This is a genomic window from Crossiella cryophila, assembly GCF_014204915.1.
GTDB classification, from domain to species: domain Bacteria; phylum Actinomycetota; class Actinomycetes; order Mycobacteriales; family Pseudonocardiaceae; genus Crossiella; species Crossiella cryophila.
Genome location: NZ_JACHMH010000001.1, coordinates 5,050,931 through 5,070,786, shown reverse-complemented (window position 1 = coordinate 5,070,786; position 19,856 = coordinate 5,050,931). Strand labels below are relative to the sequence as shown.

General features: G+C 70.1%; 21 protein-coding genes. 8 read left to right on the top strand and 13 right to left on the bottom strand.

Annotated features, from left to right (window positions below):
• Window positions 1-21: 21 nt before the first annotated feature.
• Window positions 22-459 carry a PH domain-containing protein gene (locus HNR67_RS22445; protein ID WP_185004178.1) on the top strand — a complete coding sequence of 146 codons (438 nt, stop codon included), beginning with the start codon at window positions 22-24 and terminating at the stop codon, window positions 457-459.
• On the opposite strand, the gene HNR67_RS22440 is transcribed toward HNR67_RS22445, so the two are convergent.
• From HNR67_RS22440 to folP, 5 genes are all read right to left on the bottom strand, one after another.
• Window positions 449-652, bottom strand: a complete 204-nt coding sequence (locus tag HNR67_RS22440; RefSeq protein ID WP_246492571.1) for a hypothetical protein — start codon at window positions 650-652, stop codon at window positions 449-451. The genes HNR67_RS22445 and HNR67_RS22440 overlap by 11 nt on opposite strands.
• Before the next feature lie 83 nt (window positions 653-735).
• Complete coding sequence (locus tag HNR67_RS22435) at window positions 736-2,232, bottom strand: FGGY-family carbohydrate kinase (protein ID WP_185004177.1); 1,497 nt, start codon at window positions 2,230-2,232, stop codon at window positions 736-738.
• 8 nt (window positions 2,233-2,240) lie between these two features.
• Window positions 2,241-2,414 (bottom strand): hypothetical protein, encoded by a 174-nt coding sequence (locus HNR67_RS22430; RefSeq protein ID WP_185004176.1) that lies wholly within the window; start codon window positions 2,412-2,414, stop codon window positions 2,241-2,243.
• 69 nt (window positions 2,415-2,483) lie between these two features.
• Complete coding sequence (locus tag HNR67_RS22425; protein ID WP_185004175.1) at window positions 2,484-3,128, bottom strand: nitroreductase family protein; 645 nt, start codon at window positions 3,126-3,128, stop codon at window positions 2,484-2,486.
• 16 nt (window positions 3,129-3,144) lie between these two features.
• On the bottom strand, window positions 3,145-3,993 hold the full coding sequence (folP, locus tag HNR67_RS22420; protein ID WP_407645139.1) for a dihydropteroate synthase: 849 nt from the start codon (window positions 3,991-3,993) through the stop codon (window positions 3,145-3,147).
• 253 nt (window positions 3,994-4,246) lie between these two features.
• On the opposite strand from folP, the gene HNR67_RS22415 reads away from it, so the two are divergent.
• Window positions 4,247-4,993, top strand: coding sequence for a hypothetical protein (locus HNR67_RS22415; protein ID WP_185004174.1), 747 nt, complete (start codon window positions 4,247-4,249; stop codon window positions 4,991-4,993).
• A gap of 134 nt (window positions 4,994-5,127) precedes the next feature.
• Entirely contained in the window at window positions 5,128-6,105 is a 978-nt protein-coding gene (locus HNR67_RS22410; protein ID WP_185004173.1) for a GGDEF domain-containing protein, read from the top strand.
• Here the strand turns inward: HNR67_RS22410 and HNR67_RS22405 are convergent.
• Together HNR67_RS22405 and HNR67_RS22400 are read right to left on the bottom strand one after the other, a co-directional pair.
• Window positions 6,102-7,319, bottom strand: coding sequence for a glycosyltransferase (locus HNR67_RS22405; protein ID WP_185004172.1), 1,218 nt, complete (start codon window positions 7,317-7,319; stop codon window positions 6,102-6,104). The two genes, HNR67_RS22410 and HNR67_RS22405, sit on opposite strands and share 4 nt — an antisense overlap.
• A gap of 127 nt (window positions 7,320-7,446) precedes the next feature.
• Window positions 7,447-8,481, bottom strand: a complete 1,035-nt coding sequence (locus HNR67_RS22400; RefSeq protein ID WP_185004171.1) for an LLM class flavin-dependent oxidoreductase — start codon at window positions 8,479-8,481, stop codon at window positions 7,447-7,449.
• Between the two features lie 56 nt (window positions 8,482-8,537).
• On the opposite strand from HNR67_RS22400, the gene HNR67_RS22395 reads away from it, so the two are divergent.
• Window positions 8,538-10,145, top strand: coding sequence for an FAD-dependent oxidoreductase (locus HNR67_RS22395; protein ID WP_185004170.1), 1,608 nt, complete (start codon window positions 8,538-8,540; stop codon window positions 10,143-10,145).
• Here the strand turns inward: HNR67_RS22395 and HNR67_RS22390 are convergent.
• The gene (locus HNR67_RS22390; RefSeq protein WP_185004169.1) at window positions 10,078-11,586 is read right to left on the bottom strand and encodes a beta-xylosidase family glycoside hydrolase; all 1,509 of its coding nucleotides are present in this window, start codon (window positions 11,584-11,586) and stop codon (window positions 10,078-10,080) included. The genes HNR67_RS22395 and HNR67_RS22390 overlap by 68 nt on opposite strands.
• A gap of 356 nt (window positions 11,587-11,942) precedes the next feature.
• Here HNR67_RS22390 and HNR67_RS22385 point away from each other — a divergent pair, with 356 nt between their 5' ends.
• Both HNR67_RS22385 and HNR67_RS22380 read left to right on the top strand, forming a co-directional pair.
• The gene (locus tag HNR67_RS22385) at window positions 11,943-12,410 is read left to right on the top strand and encodes a hypothetical protein (protein WP_185010957.1); all 468 of its coding nucleotides are present in this window, start codon (window positions 11,943-11,945) and stop codon (window positions 12,408-12,410) included.
• Complete coding sequence (locus tag HNR67_RS22380; RefSeq protein ID WP_312987817.1) at window positions 12,407-13,495, top strand: MAB_1171c family putative transporter; 1,089 nt, start codon at window positions 12,407-12,409, stop codon at window positions 13,493-13,495. The genes HNR67_RS22385 and HNR67_RS22380 overlap by 4 nt, the downstream gene beginning before the upstream one ends.
• A gap of 10 nt (window positions 13,496-13,505) precedes the next feature.
• On the opposite strand, the gene HNR67_RS22375 is transcribed toward HNR67_RS22380, so the two are convergent.
• A complete protein-coding gene (locus HNR67_RS22375) occupies window positions 13,506-13,901 on the bottom strand; it encodes a type III secretion system chaperone family protein (RefSeq protein ID WP_185004168.1) in 396 nt (131 codons plus the stop codon).
• A 122-nt stretch (window positions 13,902-14,023) separates the two neighbouring features.
• On the opposite strand from HNR67_RS22375, the gene HNR67_RS22370 reads away from it, so the two are divergent.
• Both HNR67_RS22370 and HNR67_RS22365 read left to right on the top strand, forming a co-directional pair.
• Window positions 14,024-14,671 carry a nitroreductase family protein gene (locus tag HNR67_RS22370; protein ID WP_185004167.1) on the top strand — a complete coding sequence of 216 codons (648 nt, stop codon included), beginning with the start codon at window positions 14,024-14,026 and terminating at the stop codon, window positions 14,669-14,671.
• A 24-nt stretch (window positions 14,672-14,695) separates the two neighbouring features.
• Window positions 14,696-15,478, top strand: coding sequence for a cyclase family protein (locus tag HNR67_RS22365; RefSeq protein WP_185004166.1), 783 nt, complete (start codon window positions 14,696-14,698; stop codon window positions 15,476-15,478).
• Between the two features lie 955 nt (window positions 15,479-16,433).
• Here the strand turns inward: HNR67_RS22365 and pdxR are convergent.
• The 4 genes from pdxR to HNR67_RS22345 all read right to left on the bottom strand — a co-directional run bounded on the left by pdxR (window position 16,434) and on the right by HNR67_RS22345 (window position 19,823).
• A complete protein-coding gene (pdxR, locus tag HNR67_RS22360) occupies window positions 16,434-17,813 on the bottom strand; it encodes a MocR-like pyridoxine biosynthesis transcription factor PdxR (protein ID WP_185004165.1) in 1,380 nt (459 codons plus the stop codon).
• A complete protein-coding gene (locus tag HNR67_RS22355; RefSeq protein ID WP_185004164.1) occupies window positions 17,806-18,264 on the bottom strand; it encodes a carboxymuconolactone decarboxylase family protein in 459 nt (152 codons plus the stop codon). Before HNR67_RS22355 ends, pdxR begins: the two co-directional genes overlap by 8 nt.
• A 109-nt stretch (window positions 18,265-18,373) precedes the next feature.
• A complete protein-coding gene (locus HNR67_RS22350; RefSeq protein ID WP_185004163.1) occupies window positions 18,374-19,189 on the bottom strand; it encodes an alpha/beta fold hydrolase in 816 nt (271 codons plus the stop codon).
• A 37-nt stretch (window positions 19,190-19,226) separates the two neighbouring features.
• Window positions 19,227-19,823, bottom strand: coding sequence for a dihydrofolate reductase family protein (locus HNR67_RS22345; protein ID WP_185004162.1), 597 nt, complete (start codon window positions 19,821-19,823; stop codon window positions 19,227-19,229).
• Window positions 19,824-19,856 lie beyond the last annotated feature (33 nt).

The following is a 19,856-nucleotide window of genomic DNA, read 5'->3' as shown; positions in this document are numbered from 1 at the left end:
GGGACCTGCGAGAATGCCGATATGACTGGGGAACATGGAGCCGCCAGGGTGTGGCGGGTGCGCTGGTGGGTCCGCCTGCTGACGGTGCTGCTGCCACTGGCGCTGGCGCCGTTCCTGCTGGTGCCCTCGCTGATGCCCAATCCGGACTGGCAGCAGCACGGCATGCCGGCCGAGGAGTGGGTCTGGGTCGGGGTGTTCTACCTGCTCCTGGGGCTGGCGGCCTGGTCCGCCTTCCGCGCGCGCCTGGAACTGGCCGACGGGCGGGTGCGGGTGGTCAACCCCTGGGGTACGCGGGAGTTCGCGGTCGCCGAGGTGGCCGAGGTGCGGGAGGGCTCGCGCGGGGTGGAGTTCGTGCTGACCTCTGGCCAGGTGGTGGCCGCCTTCGCGGTGCAGTGCACTGCCGTCCACCGTGGCCCGGAACCACGGTGGGTCGAGGTGGCCCGAGCGGTCAGTCCTTGACCTTCTTGTTGAACCAGCCCATCGAGTTGGCCATCACCGCGGCGCCGATCATCACCACGATGGGCAGGGTGCGGGCCAGGAACGCGCCCGCGTCCAAGGAGATCATCAGCGCCAGGGTGCAACCACCCAGGGCGAGCAGCACAAGTGTGCCCAGGGCGAGACGTGCTTTGGAGATGTTCGGGTCCATGGCCATGGCGAGCCCCTTTGCGCGACAACAGTGCGCGCACAGTCTCGTCCGGGTGTTCCGCCGCCGATGAGGTGATTTTTGACGGCGGCTCAGCGCTCGCCGGACTGCCGCTGCCGCCGGGCCAGGAAGTGCGCGGTGTCCACAGTGGACGGATAAAGCCGCAGGTAGTGCTCGTGGTACTCCGCGTACAGCTCGGCTCGCGCCGGATCAACGGACACGGTGTGCGCCAACGGGTTCCACCGCGCAGGGTCCACCTCCTCGCCGAGTGCGCCCGCCGCGAGCATCGCGTTGCCCAGGCTGGCGCCCATGGTGTGCCGGGGCACCTCCTGGGCGCGGCCGGTGACGTCGGTGACGATCTGGGTCCACAGCGAGCCCTGCGCGCCGCCGCCCACCGCGACCAGCCGCCGGGCCCGGCCACCGGCGGCGGCCAGTGCGGCCAGGTTGTGCCGGACGCCGTGCGCGACGCCCTCAAGGGCGGCCCGGTACAGCTCGGCGCGGCCGTGCCGCAGGGTGAGTCCGGCGATGATGCCGCGCGCGTCCGGGTCGAAGATCGGGGTGCGTTCCCCGGCGAAGTAGGGCAGCACCAGCAGGCCGTTGCTGCCCGCGGGCACCTGGGCGGCCTCGTCCAGCAGGGTGGTGAACTCGCCGCCGAGAAGGCCGCGCAGCCAATCGGTGATGGTGCCGGAGGTGGCCATCCCTGCCGCCAGGCTGTAGGTGCCGGGGAACACGCCCCGAGTGGTCCACAGTTCCGGCGTGGGCGCGGGGTGCTCGGGCACCTGGACGAGGAACAGCGTGCTGCCGTACATGATCATGGTGTCGCCGGGGTCGCGGACGCCGACGCTGGTGGCCTCGGCCCAGGCGTCCACCGTGCCCGCGGTGACCGGGATCCCCTGCGGCAGCCCGGTCTCCCGCGCCGCGGCGGCGCTGATCGAACCGGCGATCTCGGTGGGCCACAACAACTCCGGCAGCGGCAGCCCTGGCGCGACCAGCTCGGCCCAGTCCCTGGCCCAGTCCGCGGCGTGCAGGTCGTAGAGCGGATCGCACTGGCTGGCCGAGTGGTGGTCCAGCACGAACCGGCCGGTGAGCCGGTGCACCAGGTAGGAGCTGGCCATGAACCACAGTTCGGTACGCCGGTGGATCTCCGGCTCCTGCTCGGCCACCCAGCGGATCTTGGGCCCGACCGCCTGGCTGGACAGCGCGGTGCCGCCACGGGCCAGGATCCGCTGCTCACCCAGCTCGGCGTTGAGCGCGGCGATCTGCTCGGTGGCCCTGGTGTCCACGCCGTAGAGGATCGCCGGTCGCAGCGGGCGCCCGGCGCCGTCGGCGGGCAGGTAACACGGCCCGATGCCGCTGACCGCGACCGCGGCCACCGGCTCCTCGACCTGGCCGAGCAGTTCCCTGGTGAGTGCGCGGAAATCAGCCCACCAGACCGCGTCGGCGTCGTGCTCGAACCAGCCGGGGCGGGGTGAAGACAGGGCGTGCGCCCGGCTCGCCCGCGCCAGCACCCGGCCATCCCGGCTGGTCAGCACGGCTTTGGAACTCGACGTCCCGATGTCGACGCCGAGCACTACTCCCGAATCAGCCACCGCGCCGGTCAGGACTCCCGGCTCAGGTCGACCCCGTGCTCACCGGCCAGCCGTTTCAGGTTGGCCAGATCGGCCTCGTGCAGATCGGCGCGGTGCTCATCGCCCTCTGCCCGAGCGGCCCGCACGGCCGCCTCGGCCTGCGCCACTCGCTGGAGGATGTTCGCCGTGAACTCACTTGCCACGTCTGCCCCTGACCTGCTCAGCCGTTCCCGGAAACTGCGATTCCATCATGCCCCTGGCCACTGACAATTTCACCAGCGGTCGTAGTGCAGAACCTCGGACAACGGCTGGCGGGCGGCCTTGCGGAAGTCCGTGCCGACAGCGTAGGCGGTCGGGATCAGCGCTGCCTGGCGGATATCGGACGGCAGGCCGAGCAGCCCGGCGATCTCCGTCTCGTACTCCAGGTGCAGCGTGGTCCAGGCGCTGCCCAGGCCACGGGCCCGCGCGGCCAGCATGTAACTCCACGCCGCCGGCAGGATCGACCCCCACAGCCCGGCCTGGTTGCCCTCGGCCAGCGCGGGCGCGCGCAGGCACGGGATGACCAGCACCGGCACCTGCCCCATCTTCTCCCCGAGGTAGGCCACGCTGCTGCCCACCTTGGTCTGCACCTTGGCCCGGTCCGGGTCCTCGGCGAAGAGCTTGCCCGCCGCGCCGCTCGATTCGAGGTAGCTGTCCACCGCGCGGCGGTAGTACTCGCCGATGGCGGCCCGCTGCTCCGGATCGGTCACCACCACCCAGTGCCAGCTCTGCCGGTTGCTGCCCGATGGCGCCTGCAACGCGATCTCCAGGCACTCCTCGATCAGCTCCCGCGGCACCGGCCGCTCCAGGTCGAGCCGCTTGCGCACCGAGCGGGTGGTGGTCAGCAACTCGTCGGGCGTGAGGTCCAGGGTGGCCACGCGACCTGCCTTCAGCTCAGGAAGCCGCTGCCCGGTTGGCCAACAGCGTGGCCACGGTATCGAGCACCGTCCGAGTGCGCGCGACCTGGTGCGCGCGGAACACCGCCGCGCCGGCGTGCGCCGCGATCGCGGTGGCGGCCAGGGTGCCGTCCACTCGCCCGGCCAGCGGCACGCCCAGGGTCTCCCCGATGAAGTCCTTGTTGGACAACGCCATCAGCACCGGCCACCCGGTGTCCACCAGCTCCCCGGCCCGGCGCAACAGCTCCAGCCCGTGCCAGGTGTTCTTGCCGAAGTCGTGCGTGGGGTCGATCAGGATCCCGGCCCGCGGCACCCCTTGCCGCACCAGCATTTCCGCCCGCGAGGTGGTCTCCGCGATGACCTCGCCGACGATGTCGGTGAACCGCACCCGGAACGGCCGGTGCCGCGGCGTGAGCCCGCCGGTGTGCGAGCAGACGAACCCGGCCCCGAACTCCGCAGCCACCTCGATCAGTGCCGGATCCGCGGCGGCCCAGGTGTCGTTGACCAGATCCGCGCCCTCGGCACAGGCCACCCTGGCGACCTCGGCCCGCCAGGTGTCGATGCTGATCACCACATCGGGGAAGGCCGCCCGCACCGCGACCAGGAACGGCACCGTGCGCGCGATCTCCTCGGCCACGCCGACGTCGGTGCCCGGCCCGGCCTTGACCCCACCGATGTCGATGATGTCGGCCCCCTCGGCCACCGCCTTGGCCACCGAGGCCATGGCCGCGCCGTCGGCGAAGTTGGCGCCCCCGTCGTAGAACGAGTCCGGCGTCCGATTGATGATCGCCATGATCATCGCGCCCTCGCGCCCCACCCGCCGACCACGAAAGCTGAACTCCACCACGCCCCAGGTCTATCACACCCCCCACCCCACCGTGTTCGCCCTTGTCGTACGCCGTGTTGGCCGTTGTCGTACGCCGTGTTGGCCGTTGTCGTACGGCGAGCGGGCGGCGCCCCGGCGGCTTTACCTGGGTAAGCGCGACCAAGGCACCATCGAGTGAGAAATTCGGCGCCTGTTCGTCGCGCGAGAGCCTCGCTGCCACCATGTGCGGATCACATTTTCCGCGACTCCTTGGGAGAGAGCTGTGTTCAGACGCATGTCCGCATTCGTGTTCACGATGGCCGCCGTGATGGCGCCGATCGCGTTGCCCGCACCCGCGATCGCGGACGACAAATGTGACGCCAGGCCACTGCCCGGCTCCCACATGTTCACCGAGAAGAAGGTGACCGAGGACGGCGAGCGGATTACCTACCTGGAGGCGGTGCGGGATGGCGACAACAATGTGATCACCCTGCCCAAAGACCTGTGCCTGAAGAAGATGGGCCTCCTCTTCGGCGAGCCGTTCCCGCTCACCGAAGGGGTGTGGGGCAGCGTCGATGAGACGGAGCTGGAAGAAGCGCCGGACGACCGGGATGTGGTCAAGTGGCAGAAGGATGGCGGCGGCGCACCGCATGACAAGGTCTTCATCCACCTCAAGATTCCCGGTCGGGTGGACCCCTACGTGTTCGACGTCAAGAGCCTGTGGGACTTCGAGCCCAACAAGCTGCTCGACCGGAAGCCCGCGCTGACCTGTGCGGCGACCACCGGTGACCTGACCCGGGCCTATCGGTGGTCCGCGCCGAGTGGAGTCATGGCGCATGTCATCACGTTGGGGCCGAACACCTGCCTCCGCTCGCTGGAAGACAAGGTCGAGGGCAAGTTCGACCACTATCAGCAGCACGTCAACTGGCCTTCGCAAGGCTGGTCGAAGAATTGGCTGGGGTCCTCGATGTGTTTCCGCCGGGACGCCGCCACCGACCTGTACGTCGACGTGAAGGACCTGAGCGACAAGTGGGCCTGCTGATCGGCTATCACTCGGTTGGGTGATCACTCGCTGGAACGAGGATTCACCCGTTCACGCATGAACCCCTCGACTACGGGAGCTGGTACAAACACCCCACCGAGTGCTGATCACCAAAACGGAGGGCCCGCACAGTCATGACCGCGCCCGGTTCGAGCGCCGATCCCGTGGACCCGGCCTGCCACTCCTGTGGCCATGCCGCGACCGACCGCCTCACCGGTCTACTCGACCGCTGGGGCTGGGACGAGCGGGCCCCGGCCGAACTCGCCCAGGCCGCCGCGGCGCGGGATTCACTGGCGTTGCTGGTCATCGACATCGACCACTTCAAGCGGTTCAACGACCGGTTCGGGCACATCGCGGGGGACGCGGTGATCAAGGCCGTCGCGGACACCGTGCGCCGCTCCACCAGGGAGTCCGATGTGCTCGGCCGGTACGGCGGGCACGGCGGCGACGAGTTCCTGGTGTTGTTGCGCCAGACCGACGCGGCCGAGGCGTTGTCGGTGGCGCACCGGATCCGGACCGGGGTGCGGGAGATCGCGGTGGACGCACCCAGCACCGACGGCGGGATCATCCGGCTGGACCGGGTGACCACCTCGATCGGGGTGTGCGCCAAGGTGCCCCGGCCCGAGGACGACCTGACCTCCTTCGTGGTGGCCGCGGACGCCGCGCTCCAGGTGGCCAAACAGGCAGGCCGGGACCGGATCCGGCTGGCCGACGAGTCGCGCACGCCGTTGCCGGTGCCGCTCGGGCGGCATCGCGCGGCGGCGCGGCCCGCCGTCCGGCGGTTCGTGCCGGTGCTGGTCGGACTGGGTTCCGTGCTGGCCGCCTTCGTCTACATCGTGGTCTTCGCGCCGCCCGGTGAGCGGGAGGAACCGGCGATGGCGGCCGCGCAGCTCGCGCCGATCGCCACCGCCGCCCCGTCCACCGAGACCACGATCATCGTGGTGACCACGGTGATCGGCCCGCCGCCCGCACCCCCGCAGCGGCCCGATCCCAAGCCCACCACCGCGAAGAAGAAGCCCACCGGCAAGCCCGCGCCGACCACCACCCCCGAGCAGAAGCCGCTGGTCGACGTCTGCCAGATCATGCGCCAGGTGGTCGGCCGGATCTGCTAGACCCCGGCCAGCAACAACCGCGCCGTGACCAGCGTGCCGTCGGTGCGCACCCGCTTCGCGATCTCCCTGCCCCGCTCGGCGATCTCCGGCCGCAGCACGAACTCCAGCGCCGTCACCAGTGATTCCGCCGTTGGCGCCCCCGGCGCGTGTGCGAAGCCGACGCCCAGGGCCTTTACCCGCTCGGCCAGGTAGTGCTGGTCGTACATCTGCGGCACGATCACCTGCGGCGTGCCGGACCGGGTCACCGCGGTGGTGGTGCCCGAACCGCCGTGGTGCACCACCGCCGCGACCCGAGGGAACAGCGCGTCGTAGTTGACCTCGCCGACCGAGAGGCAGTCCGGCGCGTCCCCGATCAGCTCCACATCGGCCCAGCCGCGGGAGACGATCGCCCGCCGCCCCACCGCGCGGGCCGCCTTGAGCACCTCCTGCCCCAGGTCACCGGGTGCGGGCATGCTGCCGAAGCCGAAGAAGACCGGCGGCTCGCCCGCGTCCAGGAACTCGGTCAGCTCCGGCGGCAGCGGGCGCTCGTCCGGCATGCTCCACGCGCCGGTCTGCACCACGTCCAGCTCGGCGGGCCGCTGCCATGGCGCCAGCGTCGGGTCGGCGGCCAGCCAGGGCCGGTCGGTGAACATGTGGCTCCGGACGTCGGTGACCGGGGCCAGGCCGAGTTCCGCGCGGTGCGCGTTGAGCGGCTCGCCCCAGCCCGCGTTCAGGAATTCCGCGTTCTGTGCCCAGAGTTCGGCGAATTGCGCCGGGTCCTCGGCCGGATTCTGCCCGAGGCTGCCCAATGGGGCGGGGCCGTGGTGCGGGGAGGGCAGGGTGTTCGGGCAGAAGGTGACGTAGACGTAGCGGATTCCCAGGTGCTCGGCCACCGAGGCGGCCGCGATCTGCATCGCCGACCAGGCCACGATCACGTCGCAGTCGCGCGCCGCCTCGCCGACCGCGGCGAACTGATCGCGAACCGTGCCCGCCATCAACTGCCTGCGCTGCTCCGCAGTTGGCGGGACCTGCGACTTCCCCCGGTCGGGCCTGGCCAGTTGCCGCAGCTCCGGCCCGACCGGGGTGAACGGGATGCCGAGCGAGCCGATCCACTCGCCGAAGTCCGGCGGCGCGCAGATCCGCACCTCCTGGCCGAGTTCGCGCAGTTTCAGCGCCAGTGCGACCACCGGTTGCACATCGCCGCGCGATCCGATTGTCGACAGCAGAACCCGCATGGCAAATCCCCTTGGTAATCGCGAACGCGCGCCAGCCGGCGCACGGAGCGAAATTGTGGACCGCCACCCCGGCCTTGCCGCAAGCCCCCCACCCCGCTATAACTTGAAAGTGGAGGGCAGCGCCCCACTAGTCCGTGAACTCCTTCCGGACCAGCGGCAGCACCTCGGTCCCGAGCAGTTCGATCGCCTTCATCACGTGCTCGTGCGGCACCCCGGACCAGTCCATCTGCATCGCGTACCGGTTCGCGCCGACCAGCTTGCCCACGCTGATGATCCGCTCCGCCACCTGCTCAGGGCTGCCGGTGAACAACGCGTTCGCGTTCTCGGTGTAGCCGTCGTAGTCGGCCCTGGTCGGCACCGCCCAGCCGCGTGCCCGCGCGCCGTACTTCATCGTCTGCAGCCAGTACGGGTAGAAGATGTCCTTGGCGTCCTGCGAGCGCGGCGCGATGAACCCGATGGCGCCCATGGTCACGTGCAGGTCCTCCGGCGCGTGCTCGGCGGCCGCGCCTGCCCGCCGGTACAGGTCCACCAGCGGCGCGAACCGCTCCGGCTGGCCGCCGATCACCGCGTACACCACTGGCAGGCCGAGCACGCCCGCGCGGATCGAGGACTCCGGGTTGCCGCCGGTGCCCACCGAGATGCGCAGCCGCCTACCGTACGGCCGGGGCAGCACCCGCACGTTCTTCAGCGGGGTGCGGTGCTTGCCGGACCAGGTCAGCGGGTCCTCGCGGTCGATGCGCAGCAGCAGCGCCAGCTTCTCCTCGAACAACTCGTCGTAGTCGCCGAGGTCCGCGCCGAAGAGCGGGAAGGACTCGGTGAAGGAGCCACGCCCGGCCAGCAGTTCGGCGCGGCCGTGGCTGAGCTGGTCCAGCGTGGTGAACTGCTGGTAGACCCGGACCGGGTCCTCGGTGCTGAGCACGGTGACCGCGGAGCTGAGCGTGATGTGCTCGGTGATGCTCGCGGCGGCGGCCAGCACGGTGGCCGGGTTGGAGATCGCGTACTGGTCCAGGTGGTGCTCACCCAGACCGTAGAAGGACAGGCCCAGCTCGTCCGCCAGCTTGATCCGCTCCAGCTGGTTGGCCAGGGCCCGAGCCACGGAGACCTGCTCGCCCGTCACCGGATCGGGGCTGCGGTCGCCGAAGCTGTAGATACCGAGTTCCATGGGCACTACAACGCCGGGCGCACACGATCCGTTACCCGGTGGACGGGGGCGAGGGCATGAGCGAGCACACGGACGTGGTGGTGATCGGCTCGGGTGCGGCCGGCCTGTCCGCGGCACTGGCCGCGGCGGTCGGCGGGGCCAGGGTGACCGTGCTGGAGGGCAGTCCCCACTGGGGCGGCACCACCGCGGTCTCCGGTGGTCAGGCGTGGGTGCCGGACAACCACCGGATGGCCGCGCTGGGCGTGTCCGACGACCGGGCGGAGGCGCTGACCTACCTGCTGGGCCGCACCGAGGGCCGGGAACCCGAGCTGGCCACCGCGTTCGTGGACGCCGCGCCGCGGATGGCCCGGTTCGTCGAGGAACACAGCCCGATCGAGTTCACCCCGATGAGCACCCCGGACTCCTTCGCCGAAGCCCCCGGCGGCAGGTCCGCGGGTCGCAACATCGAGGTGGCGCCGGTCGAACTGGGTGGGCTGGGCCGGGCGGAGGAGCTGTTCTGGCCCGCGCCTTACCCGATGGTGCTGACCAACGAGGAGGTCGCCGGGCTCGGTCTGATGACCGGCGGACGGTTGCCGCAGGGCCTGATCGAGTACCGGACCGCTGCCGGTCAGGTCACCCTGGGCCAGGGCCTGATCGCCGGACTGCTGCACGGGTGTCAGGCAGCGGGCGTCCAACTGCGGAAGGGGCAGCCGGTCACCGGGCTGGTGATGGAGCGCGGGTCCGTGGACGGGGTGTGGTGCACTCCGGACGAGGCGATCCACGCGGACGCGGTGATCCTGGCCTGCGGTGGTTTCGAGCACGATCACGACCTGGCCGAGGCGAAGTTGCACGGCCCGTTCCGACACCCGGTCTCCCCGCCGGTCAACCGGGGCTCCGCGATCCGGCTGGCGCACCAGGCCGGGGCGTCGTTCCGGCACCTGGGCGAGGCGTGGAGCTGGCCGGTACGGCAGGGCTCGACCTGGCCGGACGGCTCGCCGCGGCCGGAACTGGTGCTGGCCGAACGGATGCTGCCGCACGTGCTCTGGGTCAACCAGGCCGGCCGGCGGTTCGTCAACGAGTCCAGCCACAACGTGGCGCTGGCCTTCGCCGAGACCGACCCGGCCACCGGCCAGCCCGCCAACCTGCCCGCCTGGGCCATCGCCGACGCCAACTTCCGCACCCGCTACCCCTTCGCCGGCGCCTACCCCGGCCAGCCCCTGCCCGAACACATCCACCAGGCCGACACCCTGCCCGAACTCGCCGAGCGGCTAGGCATCCCCGCCGCCACCCTGACCACGACCATCACCGAGTTCAACACACACGCGGCCCAGGGCACCGACCCGGCGTTCGGCCGCGGCTCGTTCGCCTACGACCGCCACGGCGGCGACCCGAACGCACCACACCCCAACCTCGGCCCACTCACTGAACCCCCGTTCACTGCTATGCCCGTGCAGGCCGGCCTGGTCGGCACCAAGGGCGGCCCCAGGGTGGACGCACACGCCAGGGTGCTGCGCTGGGACGACTCGCCGATCAACGGCCTCTACGCCGCGGGCAACGCGATGGCCGCCCCGATCGGCCCAGGCACGGTGTCCGCGGGCGCCACCATCGGCTCCGCACTCACCTGGGGCTGGATAGCGGGCGCAACGACATCCGGTCCACATCGCACACCAGCCGTGCCCCGGTGAGATCGGTCGCACACACCCCGAGGAAGCCGCGCGACACGGGAAGCGGCGGCCCGATCCCGGTCCAGCTCCCGCCGTCGGCGGAAGCGGTGAACCGCAGTTCACCGTGCTGGAGCAGGGCCCGCAGCCAGACCGGCCCGTTCGGCCAGGGCAACGGGTCGGCCGGGGCGGCGAGCTGACCGTTGTCGCTGGTCAGGACGGCGAGGCAGCGGCCAAGCTGTTCGTGGTGGGTGAGGTGCAGCCAGTGCCAGCGGGTGTGGTCGGTGTAGTGGATCAGCCCGGCCAGCTGCTGGAAATGCGTGGGCTGGGCATCGAGCAGGACGGTGAACTCGCAGTCCTGGTGCTGGTGGCGGGCAAGCAGGCTGACCCGGTGACGGCTGGCCGGGGACTCGTCGGCGCGCAGGCGCAGCCAGCCGGGGCGTTCGCCGAGGGAGAGCCAGCCGGGGTCGGGCGGGCGGCGGACGGACTGCCAGCAGAAGGCGAGTTCGGTGGCGTCGAAGTCGTCGGTGTGGGTGAGCGGCTCGGGTTCGGCGGGCGGTCGCTCGTCGGCGGGGGCAGTCAACTCGGGCTCGGCGGGCAGCCGCCCATCAGCGCGAGCAGTCGACCCAGGCTCGGCGGGCACTCGCGCGCCGCCGGGCGGGACTGGCGCAGCAGCCCCGGTCGCCGGGCGCGCGTCACCGACTCTCGGCCACCCATCCCCCGCCCAATCCACCGCCCGCACAACGGTTTCCGACCCCAGCGCGCAGCCACCCTCCGGCCACGCCGTCAGCCACCACTCCCCCGCCCGCCCCTCGACCAGACACCCCGGTCCGCCCTCGGCCACCAGCGCGCCATGCGGATCCGGGTGGAACGGTCCGGTCAGGTGCGGCGAGCGGGCCACCGCGATCCCCCCGGCCACCAGGTAGTACCAGCCGGCCCGCCGGTGCAGCCGGGCGCCTCGCGCACCGCCGCGCACCAGGTGCGCCCGGCCGGTCAGCCGTCGGGTGCCGCGGTAGAACTCCTGCGCCCAGGTCCCGCCGAAGGAGTCCCGGCCCGGCCGGTGGTCCCATTCCGACCAGAGCAGGTAGGAGCGGCCCGACTCGTGGTAGAGGGAGGGGTGGAAACCCTTGGCGTGCAACAACACCGGCGGCGACCATGGGCCGTGCGGGGAGGGTGCGCGGACGTGGCAGATCGGTGAGTCGGCGAACCCGGACTCGCTCGCCGAGAGGGCCGTGCCGTACAGCAGGTGATACACACCGTCCACATAGGACAGGTCAGGGTCCAGGACGATGCCGGACTCCGGCATCTCGACCTGTTCCAGCGGGTGTGGGAGTTGTTCCCAGCGGGTCAGGTCCGGGGAGCGGAACAGCAGCACGCCAGGGTAGAACCGGCCGGTGGCGATGGCGGCCAGGTACTCGCCGTCGGCCTGGATGATCGACGGGTGGTCGCGCTGGGTGGTGGTCATGGGCGCTCCCGTTCCCCCGTGTGGCGGGAGACGTTAGGTCGCGATACTTCGTGGGTCAATGACTACGGCGCGCCGGTGACCGTAAGTTCACCTGGCGATCCCTTACCACCGACCGATGTGCCCGAGAGTTCGCCGCCAACCGGGTGGCAGTCCGCGCCAGATTCAGCACGGGCCGGACAGTCCTAAATGGTCATTACCCCTGAGTAGCCGGGCTCTTTGCGCAGGTCAGGGCCGAGTGCGGCCGGGGCGAGCCGGGTGCGCGACGGCCGGGAAGTCCCTGGGATCACATCGAACATGCTGGCCACGGCTCCACTCCGGACGAGGTTGCTGGCACCATGGCGTCCGTGTCGCGGCTGGTGAACGAACGCAGGTTGCGCCAGGAGTGCCGCCGGTTGCTCAGGGAGCTGAACCTGCGGCCGCCACTGGACGTGCGGGAGCTGTGCCGCCGGGTCGGCGAGCGCCGCGGGCGGCCGATTCACCTGACGCCGCACCGGTTTCCGGTGCCCGGCCCGTTCGGCGCGTGGACCGCGGGCGCCGAGGCCGACCACATCCACTTCCAGGCCGAGACCTCCGCCGCGCACCAGGACCACATCATCCTGCACGAGCTGAGCCACCTGCTGGCCGGGCACGAGCCGCCGCCGGAGAAAGCGCTTTACCGGCGTACGCACTACTCCAGCGCGGCCGAGTACGAAGCCGAGGCACTGGCCACGATCATCCTGGAGTGGTCGGCGGTGGCCGGGCGGATCAATCCCGGGCGCTCCAGCACGCTGCCCGCGCGGCGGATCAGCCGCAGCCTCGCCGGTGAAGCGGTGGGCTGGTTGTGACCGCGGTCTACCCGATCGCCACCTACCTCACCCTGACCTGGGTGCTGTTCCTGCTCGCCCGCCGCCCGCACGACATCCGGTTGCGCGCCATCGTCGGGGTGGTCGCCTGCTGGGCGGTGGCCTACCCGTTCATGGAACTGGCCGGTAACCACGTCACCGTGCTCGGCTTCCCGCCAATGGCCTCCCGGTTCGTCCAGCACGCGATGTTCCTGGTCGCGGTCAACTTCCTGATCGTGTTCTTCCTGCACTCCGCACTGGAGGAGGCGGCGGCGCGGCGGCGGGGCCGCTGGTGCGCGGTGCCGCTGGGCGTGGCGGTGACGGTGCTGCTGGTGACCGCGGCGCTGACCCCGCCGACCGCCGACACCAACGACCAGTCGGTGTCCAGCATCGCGGTGTTCTTCCTGACCTCCAACCTGTACGTGATGTTCGGCTTCGCGCTGGCCTGCTTCTGGACCCTGCGGCACGCCCGCGGCGCCGAACCCCGGCTGGCCCGGGGGCTGCGGCTGGCCGCGGTCGGCCTGGCCGGGATCGTGGCCGCGGACCTGGTGTTCCTGCCGACGGTGCTGATCCGCTGGTCCGGCGGGTTCGCGCCGCGCTGGTTCGTCGACATCGGCATCACGTTGGTGCTGCTGGGGATCGTGCTGTTCCTGGCCGGGGTGTGTTATCCGGCGGCGGGCATGCGGGTGGCCGGGCTGGGTGTGTGGTGGCAGCATTTGCGGCTGTACCGGCGGCTCTATCCATTGTGGACGATCCTGCACGAGCGGTTCCCGCAGGACACGCTGGAGTCCTTGCCCGCCAACACCCTGCGTGAGTTGTACGGGTTGCGCGGGGTGCACCGGCGGTACTACCGGCGGGTGATCGAATGCCGGGACGGGCTGGTGCGGATCAGCCCGTACCTGGGTTGCTCGCGCCGGGACGGGCTGCCGCTGGCCGATCAGTTGCGCGCGGCATTGCGCGCGCACGCGGCGGGCACCCCGGCCGCGGTGCACGCGGTGCCGGTGGCGATCCCGCGGGCCGAGGGCCTGGAGGCCGACGTGCGCGAGCTGGTGGCGTTGTCCGACGCGCTGCGGCTGGCGCCGCGCTGAGCAGGTCGGTTCAGTAGTCGTCGTCCTCGCCGGAGAACTGCTCCTCCAGCTCGTCCGCGGTGGCCGCCAGCAGGCTCAGCGGTTCGGTGAACTCGTTGAGGTCCAGGTTCTCCAGCGGCAGCGTGTGCCGCAGCACCACGTGCTCACCCATGATCACCACACCCCCGGCCACCGTGTTGTGCCCGACCTCGACCAGCAGCGCCCGCAGGTCGACCTGCCCGACCCGGCCACACGGCGAGGCGATCTGCACCCACTCGTGCTTGCCGTCGAGCACCTCCCGGCCCAGCAACACGGTCTGGCTGCGATCGTCCTCGAATCGCACCAGCAGCCGCAGTTCGTCGGGTTGCTGGTCGACCACCTTGTAGGCCGACCGGACGTAGCTGACCAGCTCGTCCCAGGTTGCCACGATGCCCCTCCCCGAAGACCGGAACCACTCCCGTGCCGAGCCTAGTGGCAGCGGATCTATTCCCGCCGTTCCACAGTGCGAGATCACGCCACCGGGGCGACCCGGCTGCCACTATTGGCCGTATGACCGAGTTGTCCGCGCACGAAGTGCTCACCACCACCCGCACCGTCCGCCGCCGCCTTGACCTGGACCGCCCGGTAGACCTGGACCTCATCCGCCAGGCCCTGTCCACCGCGCTGCAGGCCCCCAGCGGCTCGAACGCCCAGCGCTGGCACTTCCTGGTGATCACCGACGCCGACCAGCGAGCGGCCATCGGCGAGTACTACCGGCGCGCGGCCGAGGCGTACTTCCAGACCGCCGAGTCCGCGGGCAACCAGCCGCACGAGGACCCCAACCGTCAGCGCACCCAGCAGCGCGTCCGCAACAGCTCCGAACACCTGGCGCAGAACATGGGCCGGGTACCGGTCCTGGTCATCCCCGCCATCGAAACCCCGAACGTCACGGAGTTGCCGGCGGGCAACCAGTCCGGCCTGTGGGGCTCGATCCTGCCCGCGGCGTGGAGCTACATGCTCGCCGCCCGCAACCTGGGCCTGGCCGCGGCCTGGACCACCCTGCACCTGAAGTACGAACGCGAGGTGGCGGAACTACTCGGCCTGCCACCCACGGTGCACCAGGCCGCCCTGATCCCGACCGCACACCACACCGGCGACGGCTTCAAGCCCGCTCCCCGCCAGCCCCTGGATGAGGTGCTGCACCTCAACCGGTGGTGACAACGCCTGGGCCATGATGGCCCCATGCGCACCTTCGTCGACATCTCCGTTCCCCTGATGAGCGGCATCGCCTCCGACCCACCCGGCTTCACCCCGGAGATCACCTACCTGGACCACCAGGACACCGCAGGCGATGTCGTCTCCTTCTTCCCCGGCGCGAAGAAGGAGGACCTACCCGACGGCGAGGGCTGGGCGCTGGAGTGGGTGCGGATGACCACCCACTGCGGCACCCATCTGGACGCGCCGTATCACTATGCGTCCACAATGGACGGTGGGCAGCGGGCGATCACCATTGACGAGGTGCCGCTGGAGTGGTGTCTGCAGCCGGGGGTGAAGCTGGACTTCCGGCATCTGCCGGATGGGTATGTGGTGACGCCTGGGGATATTGACGCGGAGCTGGCTCGGATCGGGCATACGTTGAGTCCGTTGGAGATCGTGGTGGTGAACACGAGCGCGGGGGTTCGGTATGGGGAGCCGGATTACGTGTCGAAGGGGTGCGGGGTCGGGCGGGCGGCGACGTTGCATCTGCTGGAGCAGGGGGTGCGGGTGACGGGGACGGATGCCTGGAGTTGGGATGCACCGTTTGTCTATACGGCGCAGCGGTATGCGGCGGAGGGGGATCCGTCGGTGATCTGGGAGGGGCACAAGGCGGGGCGGGACATCGGGTACTGCCACATCGAGAAGCTGCACAACTTGGAAGCGTTGCCTGCTACGGGGTTCCAGGTTTCCTGCTTTCCGCACAAGGTGCATCGGGGATCGGCGGGGTGGACTCGGGCGGTCGCCATCATTGATACGCCGGAGCCTTGAGACCAGGCAAATCCCGCCCGGAGTGTTGGCCGTTGTTGTACGGGTCGTTGGCTGTTCTTGTACGGCGGGTGGGGGTTGGTCGTGATCCGGAGGCTGTCCGGAACGGCCAACACGGCGTACAAGAACGGCCAACACGCCGGGTGGGGGGTGTGGGTTTCAACCCTCCGCGCGTGTTGGCCGTTGTCGTACCGTGTGTTGGCCGTTTTGGGACGGTGTGTTGGCCGTTGCGGGACGGGTCGTTGGCCGTTGTTGTACGGCCGCAGGCCGGGGGTTGGGTTGGGGTTGGGGGTAAACCCCCACGACGAGGGTTCTCGTGTGTTCTCCGTACGGCCTGGAGCTTGCTGACCGCGCCCCGAGGAGCGGCCCCTGCAACACAAACCGCCGCCCGGCCCACCCAACGTGACGGGGGCCGCTCCTCGGGGTGTGGTTGGCTTGCGGAAGGCCGTGCGGAGAACACGCGAGCCCTCGGAGCCACGCTGGAACCGGCCCCGGCAGCCCAAACCCCGCCCCGTAACCTGCTCATCCCGGGGTTTGATCTGCCCTCCCCCCTCCGGTGGTCTGCCCGGCCGGCGAGGCCATCTTTTCCGCTCTTGATCTTTGCGCTGTTGGCCTCTGTTGCTGAGGTACACGAGCGACGATCAAGAGCGTCCTCGCCGGACGGGCAGGAATCAAAGGATGGGGGGGAAAGTCAAAGACGAAGAGCAAGAGCAGTGCTCGTGCGGTTCCCCCATCCCCGTCAACCTTCCGATACCAAACCACATCCCGGCAAGCGACCGCCGTCACGTTGGGCAGTATTGGCGGCGGCAGGTTGCAGCGGCCGCTTGCCGGGATGTGGTGTGTCCTCTCCAGGTTGACGGGGATGGGGGAACCGCTCGGATTGGGTTTTCGAAAAGCCGGCCCCGCTGCCTGTACGCGGGCTTCGCCCTGCGGTTGCAGGCACCTATGGCGTTGGGGGTCAGTCCAAGGTGTCGAGGAGTGTCTGCAAGGTGCGGCGCCAGGCGTGTGGGGCTGGCGTTGCGAAGCCCAGGACCAAGGCCGCGCCGGGGTTTGGGGTCTGGTCGTGCCAGTACCCGAACGCGTGCATCCCTTGCAGGAGTAGCCCCTTGGCGCGGGCCTTCGCGACGAGTTGGGTCTCCTGCTCGATCGAATCCAGGGGAAGCAACGCTTGTAGTCCGGCTGGGATGCCGCGGACTGTCAGTTTTGTGGTGGACTCGATGGCGGTGACCAGTTCGTTGCGGCGTCTGCGGTATGACAGGCGGGCTCGGCGGATGTGGCGGTCGTAGTCGCCGTGGGTGATGAGGTCGGCCAGGGCCAACTGGTCCAGGGACGGGACTGTGGCGCCAAGGGCGAAGAGTTTGGTGCGGACGGGGTTTCGTAGGGCGGGGGGTAGGACCAGCCAGCCTATGCGGACTCCGGGGGCCATGGTTTTGCTGGTGCTGCCTGCGAAAATCACTCGGTCGGGAGCCAGGGCCTGCAGGGCGCCTACGGGGCGTTGGTCGTAGCGGAATTCGCCGTCGTAGTCGTCTTCGATCAGGTAGCCGTCTACGCGAGTGGCCCAGTCTACAAAGGACTTTCGGCGGGGTGGGGACAGCACGTAGCCCTGGGGGAACTGGTGGTTTGGGGTCAGCAGGGCGGCTCGGGCCTCGGTTGACAGGTCTGCGGGGTTGGCGCCGCAGGTGTCTACGGTGAGGGGCGTGGTGGTCAGGCCTGCTGCGGTTAGCCAGTCTCGATGCAGGGGGAGGTTGGGGTTTTCGGTGGCGATTGTGGTGATGGCCTGGTCGTGGAAGACGTGGGCGAGGGCGGCCAGGGCGTGGCTGAAGCCGCAGGTGATCACTACTGCGTCGGGGGTGGCTTGGACGCCTCGGGTTCGGGCTACGTAGTCGGCTATGGCTGCTCGTAGGGCGGGGTGGCCTGCGGGGTTGCCGTAGTCGAAGTCGATTCGGTCCGCTGTGGACAGGGTTCGGCGGATGCTGGCTGTCCAGGCTGTGCGGGGGAAGGTGCTGATGTCGGGGCGGCCGGGGCTCAGGTCCAAAGTGGAGGGTGGGGAGGGGGATGTGGTGGCAGGCTGGGGAGTGGTGGCGGGGGCTACGCGGGTGCTGGAGCCTGCGTTGCCTACCAGCCAGCCTTCGGCGATGAGTTGGGTGTAGACCTGGACCACGGTTCCCCTGGCCAGCCCCAGGTCCGTGGCCAGGCGGCGGGTGCCGGGGAGGCGGGCGCCGGGGGCGAGGCGGCCGGTGCGGACCGCCTCGCGCAGCGCTTCTTCCAGGGAACGGCCTACTCCGCCTGGGGTTCGGCGGATGCCGCCCAGGTGCAGGTCTATGCCTGGGTCACGCATGTGGGAGTTTGGCGTGACTGGGTACGGCCAGGCGGTTGAAGGCGTTGATCACCACGATCATCCACATCACCGCCTTGTACTGGTCGGGGGTGAGCAGTTCGGTGGCGCGCTGGTACAGCTCGTCGGGGACGTCGCGGGTCTCGGACAGGCGGGTGACCTCTTCGGTCAGTTCCAGCGCAACGCGTTCCTGGTCGGTGTAGAGCTGGGTTTCGCGCCAGGCGTTGAGCAGGAAGATGCGGCGCTGGCTCTCGCCCGCCTTGAGGGTGTCCTTGGTGTGCATGTCGATGCAGAAGGCGCAGCCGTTGATCTGGGAGGCGCGGATCTTGACCAGTTCGAGCAGTTTGGGGTCAAGGCCGGCGGCGCGGCCCGCTTCGGCGACCTGGTTGTTGATGTCGATCAGGGCCTTGTAGGCGACGGGGATGCCGGGGCTGAGTTGGATTCGCTGAGTCACACCGGCAACGTTAGGCCCGGTACAGCCGGTTCGCTGTACCGGTTGGGGGGTGGTTCTGTGTACCGGTTGGGTGAGGTTTGGCGGAGTGGGTTGGTGGGTGGGCTTGGGGTTAGGTTTGGGCCCGTAGGAAGCCGTCGATGAGGGTGTTCACTGTTTCGGGGACTTCCAGGGCGGCCAGGTGAGCCGCGTTGTCCAGGACCATGAAGCGGGCGTTGGGGATGGCGTCGGCCATGGCTCTGGTCTCGGCTACCGGGAAGGTCTGGTCCTCCACGCCCGCGACCACCAGTACCGGGGTGCGGATGAGGCCGAACAGGCCGCGCTGGTCCGGTCGGCGGGGGACCACGCTGGTCACCGCCCAGGTCACCGAGTGGACGTTGATCCTGGTCAGGGCGGCGCGGATGGCGGCTACGGCGTGTGGGCGGGTGCGCATCGAGGTCGGGCCGAGGAAGGCCTTCAGCACCGAGGGGACCAGGGGTGCGCGGACGCCGCCGAGCAGCCGGGCCACCCGGGTGAGCAGGCCGTACTCCAGGCGCTGGCGGCGGCCGGCGGGTGAGGCGGTGCAGTTCATCAGGATCGCGGCGCCGACCCGGTCGGGGTGGCGGGCGGCGAAGGTGCCGCCGATCATGCCGCCCCAGGAGTTGCCGACGAAGTCCACCTGGTCCAGGCCCAAGTGGTCCAGGATCTGGCGGACGCAGGTGGCGCACTCCTCGAAGGTGAACTCCCGGCCCAGCGGCTCGCTGCCGCCGTGTCCCGGCGGGTCGACCAGCAGCACCTGCCGCGACCCGGCGAAGTACTCGGCCTGGGCCGTCCACAGTGCACTGTCCATCAGCAGACTGGGCCAGAACAGCAGTGCGGGCCCACTACCGGCCCGGCGCACCCGCAGGTGGCCGAGCACGGTTGGCACGTGGACGTCCTGGAGTTCCATGGGGCCTCCCGTCACCGAGGTGCGAAGAGACTACCCGTCAGCGCACCACCCGGTACTTCAAGTGCGTGACCGCGTTGCCCTGTTCGGTGGAGATCGGCCCCTCCAGGCTCACCGGCGCACCGGCCAGCGAGGCGAAGAACGGCACCCCGGCGCCCAGCACCACCGGCACCAGGTCGATCCACACCTCGTCCACCAAACCCGCGTCCAGGGCCTGCCCGCCGGTGATGCCTGCGGACACGCCGACCAGCTTCTCCCCCGCGATCTCCCTGGCCTTGGCCACCGCGGCCTCGATGCCCTCGGTGACAAAGACGAAGTGCTCGCCGTCCTGTTCCCAGCCGTCCGGGACCTTGTGCGTGAGCACCACCGTGCGAACGCCCAGCGGGTGCTCGCCGCCCCAGCCGTCGGTGATGTCGAACAGGCGGCGGCCGACCAGCAGCGCACCGGTGTTGTCCAGCATGCTCCGGAAGTGCGCCGCACTGGTCTCGGTCAGCTTGAAGGTCAGCGTGGGGTGCCTGGTCTCGATGGTGACGTCACCGTTCTCGTACCACTGGAACAGCTTGTCGAAGCCGCTCTCCTCCGGTCCGGAGACGTACCCGTCCAGCGACATGCTCGCGCCGAGGATCACCTTGGCCATGGTTCCGCTCCTCTGCTCGTGTTGCGGTTGTCA